10 protein-coding genes are annotated in these 13,506 nt (G+C 72.2%); 7 read left to right on the top strand and 3 right to left on the bottom strand.

Translation table 11 applies throughout. From position 1 onward, the window contains the following. The first annotated feature begins 34 nt into the window (after positions 1 to 34). From ACFE7H_RS09205 to ACFE7H_RS09180, 6 genes are all read left to right on the top strand, one after another. Complete coding sequence (locus ACFE7H_RS09205) at positions 35 to 670, top strand: alpha/beta hydrolase (protein WP_375400934.1); 636 nt, start codon at positions 35 to 37, stop codon at positions 668 to 670. Between the two features lie 97 nt (positions 671 to 767). After that, complete coding sequence (locus ACFE7H_RS09200) at positions 768 to 5,486, top strand: ATP-dependent helicase (protein WP_375400933.1); 4,719 nt, start codon at positions 768 to 770, stop codon at positions 5,484 to 5,486. After that, entirely contained in the window at positions 5,479 to 6,273 is a 795-nt protein-coding gene (locus ACFE7H_RS09195) for a DNA-formamidopyrimidine glycosylase family protein (protein WP_375400932.1), read from the top strand. The genes ACFE7H_RS09200 and ACFE7H_RS09195 overlap by 8 nt, the downstream gene beginning before the upstream one ends. A 152-nt stretch (positions 6,274 to 6,425) precedes the next feature. Further along, on the top strand, positions 6,426 to 6,908 hold the full coding sequence (locus ACFE7H_RS09190) for an aminoacyl-tRNA deacylase (RefSeq protein WP_375400931.1): 483 nt from the start codon (positions 6,426 to 6,428) through the stop codon (positions 6,906 to 6,908). Next, the gene (locus ACFE7H_RS09185) at positions 6,905 to 7,669 is read left to right on the top strand and encodes an SGNH/GDSL hydrolase family protein (RefSeq protein ID WP_375400930.1); all 765 of its coding nucleotides are present in this window, start codon (positions 6,905 to 6,907) and stop codon (positions 7,667 to 7,669) included. The genes ACFE7H_RS09190 and ACFE7H_RS09185 overlap by 4 nt, the downstream gene beginning before the upstream one ends. A 298-nt stretch (positions 7,670 to 7,967) precedes the next feature. Continuing rightward, the gene (locus ACFE7H_RS09180; RefSeq protein WP_375400929.1) at positions 7,968 to 9,413 is read left to right on the top strand and encodes a DEAD/DEAH box helicase; all 1,446 of its coding nucleotides are present in this window, start codon (positions 7,968 to 7,970) and stop codon (positions 9,411 to 9,413) included. Positions 9,414 to 9,575: 162 nt separating this feature from the next. Here the strand turns inward: ACFE7H_RS09180 and ACFE7H_RS09175 are convergent, their stop codons facing one another. Continuing rightward, positions 9,576 to 10,613: a fatty acid desaturase family protein gene (locus tag ACFE7H_RS09175; protein WP_375400928.1), complete on the bottom strand. Its 1,038-nt coding sequence runs from the start codon at positions 10,611 to 10,613 to the stop codon at positions 9,576 to 9,578. 232 nt (positions 10,614 to 10,845) lie between these two features. Between ACFE7H_RS09175 and ACFE7H_RS09170 the strand changes: the two genes are divergently transcribed. Further along, positions 10,846 to 12,009 (top strand): HoxN/HupN/NixA family nickel/cobalt transporter, encoded by a 1,164-nt coding sequence (locus ACFE7H_RS09170; protein ID WP_375400927.1) that lies wholly within the window; start codon positions 10,846 to 10,848, stop codon positions 12,007 to 12,009. A 7-nt stretch (positions 12,010 to 12,016) separates the two neighbouring features. On the opposite strand, the gene ACFE7H_RS09165 is transcribed toward ACFE7H_RS09170, so the two are convergent. Continuing rightward, positions 12,017 to 12,832 (bottom strand): IclR family transcriptional regulator, encoded by an 816-nt coding sequence (locus ACFE7H_RS09165; RefSeq protein ID WP_375400926.1) that lies wholly within the window; start codon positions 12,830 to 12,832, stop codon positions 12,017 to 12,019. A gap of 36 nt (positions 12,833 to 12,868) precedes the next feature. Further along, entirely contained in the window at positions 12,869 to 13,486 is a 618-nt protein-coding gene (locus ACFE7H_RS09160) for a cupin domain-containing protein (protein ID WP_375400925.1), read from the bottom strand. Positions 13,487 to 13,506: the final 20 nt, after the last annotated feature.

The following is a 13,506-nucleotide window of genomic DNA, read 5'->3' as shown; positions in this document are numbered from 1 at the left end:
CGGACCGGTCGCATCGGGCTGCGATGATGCGGGTATGGCGCTGCGGATCGACCCGGCGGCGGTGCGCTCCGCGGCGCCCGTCGACTCCCTCGACGGGCGGGCGCTCACGCTGGTACTGCACGGCTTCGGTGCGGACGAGCTGGACCTGCTGCCCATCGCTCCCGCGCTCGGCACCGAGCCGGCCATGTCGCTGCGGGCGCCGGTGCGCTACGGGCCGGGCTGGTCGTGGGCGCCGGTCGACCCCGCAGGGCCTGTGCGCGGTGCCGGGCTCGACGAGTCGGCCGACGCGGTGCTCGCCTGGCTGGACGAGGTGAGCGCCGGGCCGCTCGGTCGACCGGACTCCGTCCGGCTGCTCGGCTTCTCCCAGGGCGGCGCGACCGCATTGCAGCTGCTGCGGCACGCGCCGGAGCGATTCGCGGCGGTCGTGCTGCTGTCCGGGTTCGTCTCCCCCGGCGCGCACGAGGGTGACGCGGCGCTCGCCGCGCTGCGGCCGCCGGTGTTCTGGGGGCGCGGCGACGCGGATGCGGTGATCCCGGCCGAGGCCGTCGACCGGACGGCGGAGTGGTTGGCCGGGCACGCCGCCGTCACCGAGCGCGTCTATCCCGGGCTGGCCCACGGCATCGACGCCGGCGAGCTGGCTGACGTGGCCGCGTTTCTGGCGGCGCACTGATCGCACCGATCCACTCCCATCCAGACCACTCCCACCGCCCCGCTCGCGCGGGACTGTCGGTGGGGGCGGGCAGAATATCCGGACCGTGCCGGACGTGATGCAAGCATTCGGGGCCGCGACCAGGGAATGGTTCGTCGGCGCGTTCCGCGCGCCCACCGCGGCACAGGCCGGCGCGTGGGCGGCGATCGCCAAAGGGCAGCACGCGCTGGTCGTCGCGCCGACGGGATCGGGCAAGACGCTGGCGTCGTTCCTGTGGGCGATCGACCGGCTGGCGGCCCGTCCGGCGGATGCGCCGAGCGGCACGCGCGTGCTCTACGTCTCGCCACTGAAGGCGCTCGCCGTAGACGTGGAGCGCAACCTGCGCAGCCCGCTGGTCGGCGTCACGCAGACCGCCCGCCGGCACGGCGTCACCCCGCCGCCCATCCGCGTCGGCGTGCGATCCGGCGACACCTCCCAGGCCGAGCGGCGTGCGCTGTCCATCGAACCGCCCGAGATCCTGATCACCACCCCCGAGTCGTTGTTCCTCATGCTCACCTCGGCCGCGCGATCCACCCTCGCCACCGTCGAGACCGTCATCGTCGACGAGGTGCATGCGGTCGCAGCTACCAAGCGCGGCTCTCACCTGGCGCTGTCGCTGGAGCGGCTCGATGTACTGCTTCCGAAGCCCGCGCAGCGCATCGGGCTGTCCGCCACGGTGCGGCCGGTCGACGAGGTCGCCCGGTTCCTGGGCGGCCGGGCGCCCGTCACGGTCGTCGCACCCAAGGCCCAGAAAACTTTCGATCTGACTGTGGTCGTGCCGGTGGAGGACATGGCGGATCCGGATGCCGCCGGCCCAGCCAGCTACGAGCCGTCGGAACCGACCGAGGGCTCGGCCGCCGGCGCCGTGTTCGACCCGGACGACCCGATGCCCGAGCAGCGCACCGGGTCCATCTGGCCCCACGTGGAGTCCGCCATCACCGACCTGGTGCTGCAGCACCGCGCCTCCATCGTGTTCGCCAACTCCCGGCGCCTAGCGGAGCGGCTGACCGCCCGCCTGAACGAGGAGTACGCGGAGCGGCTGGAGAAGGAGGGGGGTGCGGCGTCGCAGCCGGTCGAGGCCGAGCCCGTGCTGGCGGCAGCCGGTGGGAGCACCATGGTTCCGCGCGGTACTCCCGCCACGGCCGCGCTGTCCGGGCAGAGCGGCTCGACCCGAGGCTCGACCGAGCTGCTGGCGCGAGCGCACCATGGCTCCGTCAGCAAGGAGCAGCGGGGGCTGATCGAGGACGACCTCAAGTCGGGACGGCTGCGGTGCGTGGTCGCCACCTCCAGCCTGGAGCTCGGCATCGACATGGGGTCGGTCGACCTGGTCGTGCAGGTCGGCTCGCCGCCGTCGGTCGCCAGCGGCCTGCAGCGGGTCGGCCGCGCCGGCCACCAGGTCGGCGAGATCTCCAAGGGCGTCGTCTTCCCCGTGCATCAGGCCGACCTGATCCATTCCACCGTCGCGGTCGACCGCATGCTCACGGGCCAGATCGAGTCGCTGCGCGTGCCGGCCAACCCCCTGGACGTGCTCGCCCAGCAGACCGTTGCCGCGAGCGCGCTCGACGAACTGGACGTGGAGGCGTGGTTCGATCTGGTACGCCGCAGCGCGCCGTTCGCGGGCCTGCCGCGGTCGGCCTTCGACGCGGTGCTCGACCTGCTCGCCGGGCGGTACCCCTCCGACGAGTTCGCCGAGTTGCGGCCCCGCGTCGTCTGGGACCGCGACGCCGGCACCATCACCGGTCGCCCGGGTGCGCAGCGGCTGGCGGTCACCTCCGGCGGCACCATCCCCGACCGCGGCCTGTTCGGCGTCTTCCTGGTCGGCGGCACCTCCAGCACGGGCAACCGCGTGGGCGAGCTGGACGAGGAGATGGTCTACGAATCGCGCGTGGGTGACGTGTTCGCCTTGGGGGCGACCAGCTGGCGCATTCAGGAGATCACGCACGACCGCGTGCTGGTGCTGCCCGCCTTCGGCGAGCCCGGTCGCGTGCCGTTCTGGAAGGGTGACGGCCTCGGCCGGCCCGCCGAGCTCGGGCGCGCGATCGGCGCGTTCCAGCGGCGGCTCGCCGCCACTCCGGAGTCGGAGTCCGCGACCCTCGCGGCCGGGCTGGGCCTGGACACCCGCGCCGTGGCGAACCTGCTGCGCTTCGTGCGCGAGCAGGCGGAGGCGACGGGCTCGGTGCCGAGCGACCGCACGCTGGTGCTGGAACGGTTCCGCGATGAGCTGGGCGACTGGCGCATCGTCTTGCATTCCCCGTTCGGCATGCAGATCCATGCGCCGTGGGCGCTGGCGATCGGCGCCCGGCTGGCCGAGCGCTACGGCATCGAGGGCGGGGCGATGGCGGCCGACGACGGCATCGTGCTGCGTGTGCCCGACACCGACGCCGAGCCGCCGGGGGCCGACCTGTTCCTGTTCGAGCCGGACGAGATCGACTCCATCGTCACGACCGAGGTGACCGGCTCCGCCATCTTCGCGTCTCGGTTCCGCGAGTGCGCGGCACGGGCGCTGCTGCTGCCCCGCTACAACCCGGGCCGGCGCTCACCGCTCTGGCAGCAGCGGCAGCGCGCGGCGCAGCTGCTCGACGTCGCGAAGAAGTTCCCGACCTTCCCGATCATCTTCGAGACGATCCGCGAGGTGCTGCAGGACGTCTACGACCTGCCCGCGCTGAAGCAGCTGACCGAGCAACTGGAGTCGCGCCAGGTGCGGCTGGTCGAGACGACCACCCAGACGGCGTCGCCGTTCGCGCGGTCGCTGCTGTTCGGCTATGTGGGCGCGTTCATGTACGAGGGCGACAGCCCGCTGGCCGAGCGCAAGGCGCAGGCACTGTCGCTCGACGCGACCCTGCTGTCGGAGCTGCTCGGTCGAGCCGAGTTGCGCGAACTGCTCGATCCGGCCGTGCTGGACGCCACCGAACAGGAGCTGCAACGCGTGGCTCCCGACCGACGGCTGAAGGGGGTGGAGGGCGCCGCTGACCTGCTGCGCATGCTCGGCCCGCTCACGGCCGCCGAGGCGGCGGAGCGGCTGCAGGGCGACGGGATCGTCGAGAACGGAGAGCCCGTCCAGGTCGCCGACCCCGCTGCTGCGGAGTCGCAACCGGCCGCGGCCACGACCGAGCAGGTGGCGGTGTGGCTGGAGGACCTGGTCGCCTCGCATCGGGCGATCGCCGCGAACATCGGCGGCGAGCAGCGGTACGCCGCAATCGAGGACTCCAGCCGCCTGCGCGATGCGCTCGGCGTCGCCCTGCCCATCGGCGTGCCGATCGCGTTCGTCGAGCCGGTCGATGATCCGCTCGGCGACCTGGTGGCGCGGTTCGCCCGTACGCACGCGCCTTTCGCCGCCTCCGCTGCGGCCGCCCGCTACGGGCTGGGCGTGGCCGTGGTCACCGACACCCTGCGCCGGCTGGCCGGCGAGCGCCGGGTCACCGACGGCGAGTTCCGGCCCGGCGCCACGGGGACCGAATGGTGCGACGTGGAGGTGCTGCGTCGCATCCGCCGCCGGTCGCTCGCCGCCCTGCGTCGCGAGGTCGAGCCGGTGGACGCGGCGGCCTACGCCCGCTTCCTGCCCACCTGGCAGCACGTCGGCGGCAGCGGGCTGCGGGGCATCGACGGGGTGCTCACCGTCGTCGACCAACTGGCGGGCGTGCCGATCCCGGCCTCGGCCTGGGAGACGCTGGTGCTGCCGGCCCGCGTGCGGGGCTACTCCCCCGCCATGCTCGACGAGCTGACCGCCACGGGCGAGGTCACCTGGTCCGGCGCCGGCCGACTGGCCGGCAACGACGGGTGGGTCGCCCTGCATCTGGCCGACTCGGTGCCGCTGACCCTGCCCGATGCGGAGCAGGCCGACCTCTCGCCGCTGGAGCAGGAGGTGCTGGCCGTGCTGGGCGGAGGGGGTGCCTTCTTCTTCCGTCAGCTCGTCGATGCGGTCGGCGCCTCGGACGACGCTGCTCTGCAGGCGGCGCTCTGGAACCTGGTCTGGGCCGGACTGATCAGTAACGACACCTTCGCGCCGGTGCGCGCCCTGATCGGCGCGGGCGGTACGGCGCACCGCCAGCCCCGGCGGGCACCCCGCGCGCGCGCCTACCGGGGCCGCGGCGTTCGGCCGAGCATGCCCAGCCGCTCCGGTCCCCCGACTGCCGCCGGCCGGTGGACGATCCTGCCGCTGGCCGAGACGGACGCGACCGTGCGGGCTGCCGCGACCGCCGAGATCCTGCTGGACCGCTACGGCGTGGTCACCCGTGGCGCGGTGCAGAGCGAGCGCGTGCCGGGCGGCTTCGCCCTGGTCTACAAGACGCTCGCGGCGCTGGAGGAAGCCGGCCGCGCCCGCCGCGGCTACTTCATCGAGCAGTTGGGCGCGGCCCAGTTCTCCACGGCCGGCACCGTCGATCGGCTGCGGGAGTTCAACCGGGCGGCCAACGACGAGGTCGGCGAGACGGTCACGGTCTGCCTGGCGGCGACTGATCCCGCCAACCCGTACGGCGCCGCGCTGCCGTGGCCGAGCGGACCGGAGGGGGCGACCGGCCACCGGCCCGGGCGCAAGGCCGGCGCACTCGTGGTGCTCGTCGACGGCCGGCTCGTCGCCTATGTGGAGCGCGGCGGCAAGACCGTGCTGCTCTTCACCTCCGACTCCGAGGTGCTGCAGGGCGCAGCGCAAGCGCTGGCCGACACGGTCCGTGGGCGCGGCGTGCCGTCGCTCGCGATCGAGAAGGTCGACGGCGAGTTCGTGCTGGGCACGGGGTTCGGCACGGCCCTGCAGCAGGCAGGCTTCGGCTCGTTCCCGAAGGGACTGCGGCTGCGTGCCTGAGGGCGACACCGTCTACCGCGCAGCGCACAACCTGGACGCAGCGCTCCACGGTGCTGTGCTGACCCGCTGCGACGTGCGCGTGCCGAAGTACGCGACGGTCGATCTGACCGGGCAGACCGTCGATTCGGTGACCGCCCGCGGCAAGCACCTGCTCCTGCACGTCGGGGCATACCTCATCCACTCCCACCTGAAGATGGAGGGGGCCTGGCACCTGTACCGGCCGGGCAGCCGATGGCGTCGGCCCGCCCACGAGGCACGCATCGTGCTGAGCACGGCCGATTGGACCGCGGTGGGCTTCTCCCTGGGCACGCTCGAGATCCTGCCGGCGGCGAACGAGGACGACGTGGTCGGCTACCTGGGACCGGACGTGCTGGGCGCCGACTGGGACGCCGCCGAGGCGGAGCGCCGCATCCGAGCCGATCCGCAGCGGGCGATCGGGCTGGCCCTGCTGGATCAGCGCAACTTGGCCGGCGTGGGCAACGTCTACCGGAACGAGTTGTGCTTCCTGCGGGGCGTGCTGCCGACCAGGCCGGTCGCCGAGGTCGCCGACCTGCCCCGGCTGATCGGGCTCACCAAGCGAGTGATGGAGGCGAACAAGAACCGCGTCGACCGCACCCTGACCGGCGACACCCGCGACGGGCGGCAGGACTGGGTCTACGGGCGAGCGGGTAAGCCCTGCCGCCGCTGCGGCACGACCATCCGCGATGGCACGCTCGGCGATCCGGTGCAGAGCGGACGCGGCTCCACCGACCGGGAGACCTACTGGTGCCCCCGCTGCCAGTCCTGACCCAATGCAGGGCCGCGAGGAATTCAGGAGAAGTCGAGAAACGAAGGAGCGACACGCCGCTGTGCGGCCGCACAGTTCGCGATGGCCTGAATTCTTCGCCGTGCCCCCACCGGCACAGTGAGGGCACCGACCGGATTCCCTACGCTGCCGGGGTGGGAACGAAGGCACCGACCACGGCGGCGACCGCGGCGCTGACCCGGTTCGGCATCCCGTACATCGCGCACCCGTTCGACCACGCCGCCGGGTCGCAGCGCTACGGCCCGGAGGCGGCGTCGGCGTTGGGCGTCCCGGCCGAGCGGGTGTTCAAGACGCTCGTGGTCACCGCCGGCGACCGGTTGGCGGTGGCCATCACGCCGGTGTCCGGCAGCCTGGACCTGCGTGCGGTCGCAGCTGCGCTCGGCGCCAAGCGGTCGGTACTAGCGGATCCGGCGGTCGCGGAGCGACGCACCGGCTCGGTCGTCGGCGGCATCAGTCCGCTCGGTCAGCGCGAGCCGCTGCCCACCCTGCTGGACGCCTCGGCAGCCGACCATCCGACGATCTTCGTGTCCGGCGGGCGGCGCGGATTCGATATCGAGCTCACGCCCGCCGACCTGCTGCGCGCGACCGACGCCCGTCTCGTGGCGATCGCCCGATGACCCGGTCCCGGTCCCTGCGCAGCGGCGGCATTCTGCTCTCGCTGGTGGGGACGCTGCTCGTCGCGGTCGGCGGCACGGCACTCGTGCTGCGCCGGCGGCAGGTGCAGTGGATCACCCGCCTGACCGCCACCATCCCGGGCGCGCACGACTACTGGCGCGAACGGGGACGCGCACACGACGGCGCGGTGCTGTACGTCGCGGTCGGCGACTCCGCCGCCCTGGGTATCGGCGCGTCGTCCCCGGCCGGCGGGTACGTCGGCATCGTCGCCGACGCGATCGCCGAGGAGACCGGCCGGCCGGTCCGCGTCCGCAACCTGGCGATCGACGGCGCGACGCTGGCGGTGTGCATCCTGGACGAGCTGCCGCGGCTGGCCGCCCTGGAACCGGATGTGTGCACCCTGTCGATCGGGGCGAACGACATCTGGTCGTTCGAACCGGAGCGGTTCCGCCGCGAGTTGGCGGTGGTGCTGGATGCGATGCCGCCGGGGACCATCGTTGCGGAACTGCCGAGCTTCTCTGTGATCCCGGTGCACCGCCGGGTCGCGGCCGCGAACCGGATCATCCGCGCCGAGGTCGCGGAGCGTGGCTTCGTGCTCGCCCCGCTGCATCGCACGACCAGCGCGGGCGGCGCGCTCGCGACCGTCTTCGGCTCCGCCGGCGACCTCTTCCACCCCAACGACCGCGGCTACGTGCGCTGGGCGGCCGCCTTCCTGCCCGCCGTCCGCGAAGCGCTGGAACGGCTCACCCCATCGGCGGGCTGAGCACGGCACGTCGGGTGGGTCCCCGAGTCGGATACCCGAATGCCGATCCCCAAAAGAGGGGATCGATCAGGGAGGACTTCACCGTCCGCTAAGGTGGACTACGGCGCTCTGATGCGCCACCCGTCGAGGTTCGTCTTCATCGCCGACCCGGCCCGCATCCGAATCGGCCCAGATCCGGAATCAGGCTGTCTGGTCACGCGAACGAGCCCGTCCACTCGGCGGACGAGCACGCCGTCCGGTGTGCCCGCCTTCCGCCGCGGCGAACAGAACGCCGCGCGCACCACGCAAGGACTTCTCCATGTCGCAGTTCACCGACCTGGGCGTGCCCGCACGCCTCGTCTCCACCCTCACATCGCAGGGCATCCTCGAGCCCTTCCCCATCCAGCGGGACACTCTGCCCGACACGCTCGCCGGCAAGGACGTGCTCGGCCGCGGCCGCACGGGCAGCGGCAAGACGCTCGCCTTCGCGCTGCCGCTCGTCGCCCGACTGGCCGGTCGCCTGGCCGGCGGCACTCGCCGCGCCAGCCGTCCGCTGGCCCTGGTACTCGCGCCGACCCGCGAGCTGGCCACCCAGATCGCGGCCGTCATCGAGCCGCTCGCCACCGCCAGCGGCCTGAAGGTCACCACCATCTACGGCGGCGTCTCGCAGCAGCGCCAAGAGCAGGCCCTGCGCGCCGGCGTCGACATCGTCGTCGCCTGCCCGGGCCGGCTCGAGGATCTGATGCGCCAGCGCCTCGTCACCCTCGACGCGATCGAGATCACCGTCCTGGACGAGGCCGACCACATGGCCGACCTCGGCTTCCTGCCGGTCGTCACCCGCATCCTGGCCGCGACGCCGACCGAGGGGCAGCGCCTACTGTTCTCCGCCACGCTCGACAACGGCGTGGACAAGATCGTCAGCCGCTTCCTGCACCGCCCGGTCACCCACTCCGTGGACGACGCGAACTCGCACGTCGAGACGATGTCACACGCGGTGCTCGCGGTCGCCGACGCGGAGGTGAAGAAGCAGGTGCTGCAGGAGCTGGCCTCCGGCAGCGAGCGGCGCATCCTGTTCGTGCGCACCAAGCACGTCGCGAAGAAGCTCGCGCAGCAGCTGACCGCCTCCGGCGTCCCGGCGGTCGACCTGCAGGGCAACCTGTCGCAGGGCGCCCGCGACCGCAACCTGGCCGCGTTCCAGGACGGCTCGGTGCGCGTGCTCGTCGCCACCGACGTGGCCGCGCGCGGCGTGCACGTGGACGACGTGGCGCTCGTGATCCACGCCGACCCGCCCACCGAGCACAAGGCGTACCTGCACCGCTCGGGCCGCACGGCCCGCGCCGGTGCCGCCGGCACGGTGGTGACGCTGGTCATGCCCTCGCAGGAGAAGGATCTGAAGATCCTGCTGCGCAAGGCCGAGATCACCGCTGCGCCGACGCCGGTCACCTCGCGGTCGCAGGTGGTGACCGACCTGGTCGGCGAGCGCGCTGAGTACGTCACGCCGGCACCCCGTGTCGAGCCGAAGCGTCAGGCACCCTCCAGGCCCCGTGGGGATGCGCCCCGCTCCCGGTCGGCGCAGCCCGCGCGCGGCGGTCAGCGCGGCCAGGCCCCTGCGGCGGCCCGTTCCGGTCAGCGCTCAGGATCGCAGTCCTCGTCGCGTCCGGCCCGCGCCGGAGGTGCGCAGCCGGCCCGAACAGGCGGATCGCAGCCGGTCTGGTCGAGCGAGGGCGCCGCGAACCGCAGCCGAAGCCGCCGCGCCAGCCGCTGACCTGCCGGCCGCCCCGGTCAGCGGCGGTGCGGGACTGCCCGGTCACCAAGCACGACAGCAGGACCAGGTCCCGACGGCAGGTTCCTGGTCGACCACCGACCTGCTGACGGGACCCTGTCCTGCTGTGGTGCTCTGTGAGGGCGGGTGTTCCGACCGCGCCGCTCAGGCGGTGCGGAAGGCGGCGGCGGCCGGGCAGTCGAACGGGTCCGCGTGGCGGACACCGACTCGGTGGATGTAGCGCAGCACGATGCCCCAGGCGCCGAGGAACGTGTTCTCCTCGTACTCGACGCCGAGGTCGGCGCAGTACTGCCGCACGATCACGCGAGCCCGCTTCAGGTTGACGCTCGGCATGTTCGGGAACAGGTGGTGCTCGATCTGGTAGTTGAGCCCGCCCATGAACTTGGCCATCGGCCAGCCGCCGGAGATGTTGCGGGAGGTCAGCACCTGGCGACGCAGGTAGTCCACCTTCTGGCCGTGGCCGATCAGCCGCATACCGGTGTGGTTTGGGGCGAACGTGCCGCCCATGTAGATGCCGAACGAGGCGAGTTGCACCGCCATGAAGACGAGGCCCAGCACGGGGCCGAGCACGAGGAACACCAGGGTGGCGAAGCCCAGCAGGCGCACGCCGATGAAGATGCTCTCCTGCACGCGATGCGGCACGGGCTCGGCGCCCGCGATCGCCTTGATCGCGTTGACGTGCAGGTCCAGGCCGGCGAGCGCCAGGATCGGCACGAAGTAGTAGCCCTGGTGCGAGGTCAGCCACCCTTTGAAGCCGGCGCGCTGCTCCATATCGTCGGCGACGAAGACGACCGCGCCCGGAAGGATGTCGTTGTCCCGCCCGATCGTGTTGGGGTTGGCGTGATGGCGGGTGTGCTTGTTCATCCACCAGCCATAGCTGAGGCCGACGAACAGGTTGCTGATGATGCGAGAGACCAACTCGCCGCGGGGGCCCGAGGTGAAGATCTGCTTGTGCGCGCTGTCATGAGCCAGAAATGCGATCTGGGTGAACACGAACGAGAAGTAGACGGCCGTGAGCAGCTGCCACCAGGTGTGGCCGAGCGCGCCGAGCAGCACGACGCCGACGGCGAGCATCGCGACCAGTCCCAGTCCCCGCAGCACGTACCAGCCCGGTCGCCGCTCCAGCAGTCCCTCGGCCTTGATGCGCTTCGCGAGCGCGGTGTACGAACTCGCGTGCGCCACCTCGGCACCACCCCGCCGCGTCGTGCGAGGTTCGGTCTGTCGAACGGGCCGCGGAGCGAGGATGGTCATTGTCCGAATGTTACGGAGCGGACAGCAGCACCGCGTCCCTCCACGGAGCCCTCTTCGCACCCCTACCGCAGTAGGGGTGACGGAGTCGATCGACGCCCATTTCGCTAGAGTGAATGCGTTCACCACAGATTCCGACGTCCTCGGACGTGTGCAAAGGGGCACCATGACCGGACCATCGAGCACCGTCGGGCTCACGGCCCGCGTGCGGACGTTCATCGGCTCGATGACGCCGAGCGAGCGGCGGGTGCTCGTCGGCATGGGCGCCGTGATCGTGGTGCTGCACGTGCTCGGCGTGGGCGTGCTGCTCGGCCTCGTGGTACCGCACGGCTATCCGCTCGGTGGGGACCATCCCGTCTTCACCGCCGGCGTCGGCGTGCTCGCCTACAGCCTCGGCCTGCGCCACGCATTCGACGCCGACCACATCGCCGCGGTGGACAACACCACCCGCGCACTGCTCGGCTCACCCGGACGATCGGGCACGCGCGGGCGGCCGCTGTCGGTCGGCTTCTGGTTCTCGCTCGGGCACTCGACGGTCGTCCTCGCCCTGGCCGTGCTGATCGCCGCCGGAGTGAGGGCGCTCGCCGGTCAGGTCGAGGACGACGGTTCCACCCTGCACACCATCACCGGACTGGTCGGCGCGTCGGTGTCCGGCCTGTTCCTCTGCATCCTGGGCGTCGCCAACCTGGTCGTGCTGGTCGGCATCATCCGGGTGTTCCGCGACCTGCGGCGCGGCACCTTCGACGAGGCGGCGCTGGAGGCGCGCCTGCAGTCGCGAGGGCTGATGAACCGGTTCCTCGGAGGCGTCACGGCGGGCGTGCGAAAGCCGCGGCACATGTATCCGGTCGGCCTGCTCTTCGGGCTCGGCTTCGACACCGCGACCGAGGTCGGCCTGCTGGTACTCGCCGGCGGCGCGGCTGCGTTCGGCCTGCCGTTCACCGCCGTCCTGGTGCTGCCCGTGCTCTTCGCCGCTGGAATGTGCCTGATGGACACGGTGGACGGCATCCTGATGACCGCCGCCTACGGGTGGGCCTTCGCCAAGCCGGTGCGCAAGGTGTTCTACAACCTGACCGTGACCTCGGTCTCCGTCGCGGTCGCACTCGTCATCGGCGGCGTCGAGCTGGCCGGGGTGGCGGTGGACGGAGCCGGTATCACCACCGGTCCGCTCTCCGTGCTCGCCAGCGTCGATCTCGGCGAGGCCGGCTATCTGATCGCCGGCTTCTTCCTGGTGGCCTGGCTGGCCGCGCTCGCGACCTGGCGGTTCGGCCGGGTGGAGGAGCGGTGGACGCCCCGCGGCACTGGGCCCGGAGACGACCTCGGCGGCGTCTGAGCACGGCTCAGGCGATGCGCTCCTCGTCGTACCCGAGCTCCCGGGAGACGGTCTGCGCCATGCGGGCGAGGTGGCCGCGGGCGTGGTCGAGCTCGGAGCGGCTGACCTGCTCGCGTGGGAAGACGACGGTGACGACCAACAGCGACGCGTCCGCCGCGGTGCGGATGGGAGCGGAGATCGAGGCGATACCGGGGATCACGCCACCGGTCGTCGCGGCGATTCCCGTCTCACGCACCTCGGTCTCGATCCGCTGCACGTCGGCGTCGCTGATGCCGAGGCTCGGCAGATCGCGGCGGCTCCGCGCCAGCGCCGACGCCGTCATGCGGGGCGGCAGCAGGGCGAGGAAGACGCGACCGGCACTCGATGCGAGCAGTGGCAGCGTCGCGCCTACTCGCACATTCAGGGGCAGGACGTGGGCACCGAAGTCCCACCGCACGAGCACCGGGCCGTCGTCGCTCCAGACGCTGAGGTTCACGGAGTGCCCCGTGTCGTCCCGCAGCAGCGGGGCGTACTCCGACGCAATCGTCACCTCGTTGGTACGCCGCAGCGCCTCGGCACCGAGCCGTCGCATGGCCGGCCCCAGGTCGTAGAGACTCGACGACGGCGACTGCGAGGCGAGCCCCGCGCGGCAGAGGCTGACGAGGTAGCGGTGCACCTTGCTGGCCTTCTGGCCGCTGCGTCGCGCGACTTCGTTCAGCGGGACCGGCCCGCCACCCTGCTCCAGGGCGAGCAGCACGGTCATCGCGATCTCGACCGACTGGATCCCTTGGCGCTGGGTGGCTTCGGAGTCGTCCTCGTCGTCGATCGCCAGGTCGTCGCTCACCGGGGAAGGCTAGGGGGAACCGGAACGCGGCCGGCGTCAGGCCGGAGTCGCGGCGGAGTCACCGTGGTCGTGGTCGTGGTCGTGGTGCTCGTGGGAGCCATGGTCGTGCGAGTCGTCGTCGCCGTCGTGGTCTTCCGTGGACCGGTCGCGCAGCCCGGTGAGCTGGGTGATGTCGTACTTCGCCCGCAGTGCGACGATCGCGGCGGGATCCGGGCGGCCGTTCCCCTCGCGCAGCAGCACGGCGAGCTCGTCGAAGTAGTCCTCATGCCCCGACGGAGCGCTCTGGAACAGCATCACCGCCCACTCGTCGGAAAGATTGCCGAACGCGTGCGGTACCCCGGCGGGTACGAACAGCAGCGATCCGGGGCCCCCGCGCAGAAAGCGCCGCCCGTCGGAGGACTCCCAGTCGTGCCAGTCGCCGGTCGTCCGCTCGGTGGGCTCGAACGCCAGCATGTCCAGGGTGCCCTCGACGACGTAGAAGAGCTCCTCGCCGTGACTGTGCACGTGCGCCCCCACGTCGTACCCGGGCGGCACGCGGATCTCGAACGTCGACGTGAGCGCGTCCTCGCCGCCCGCGACCTTCAGGGTTGCGTGCAAGCCGCCGCCCTCGATGAGCCGGCCTCCGCCGGGCGGCAACATGATGCCCTCAGCCACGGCGCGCCACCCCACCCGTC

Source organism: uncultured Amnibacterium sp. (assembly GCF_964250715.1).
In the GTDB taxonomy this organism is placed as follows: domain Bacteria; phylum Actinomycetota; class Actinomycetes; order Actinomycetales; family Microbacteriaceae; genus Amnibacterium.
This window is presented reverse-complemented; position numbering and strand designations above follow the sequence as displayed.

Coding starts and splice junctions, on each gene's coding strand:
- ACFE7H_RS09185 (WP_375400930.1), top strand. CDS start 6,905: ATGACCCGGTCCCGGTCCCTGCGCAGCGGCGGCATTCTGCTCTCGCTG.
- ACFE7H_RS09180 (WP_375400929.1), top strand. CDS start 7,968: ATGTCGCAGTTCACCGACCTGGGCGTGCCCGCACGCCTCGTCTCCACC.
- ACFE7H_RS09205 (WP_375400934.1), top strand. CDS start 35: ATGGCGCTGCGGATCGACCCGGCGGCGGTGCGCTCCGCGGCGCCCGTC.
- ACFE7H_RS09200 (WP_375400933.1), top strand. CDS start 768: ATGCAAGCATTCGGGGCCGCGACCAGGGAATGGTTCGTCGGCGCGTTC.
- ACFE7H_RS09170 (WP_375400927.1), top strand. CDS start 10,846: ATGACCGGACCATCGAGCACCGTCGGGCTCACGGCCCGCGTGCGGACG.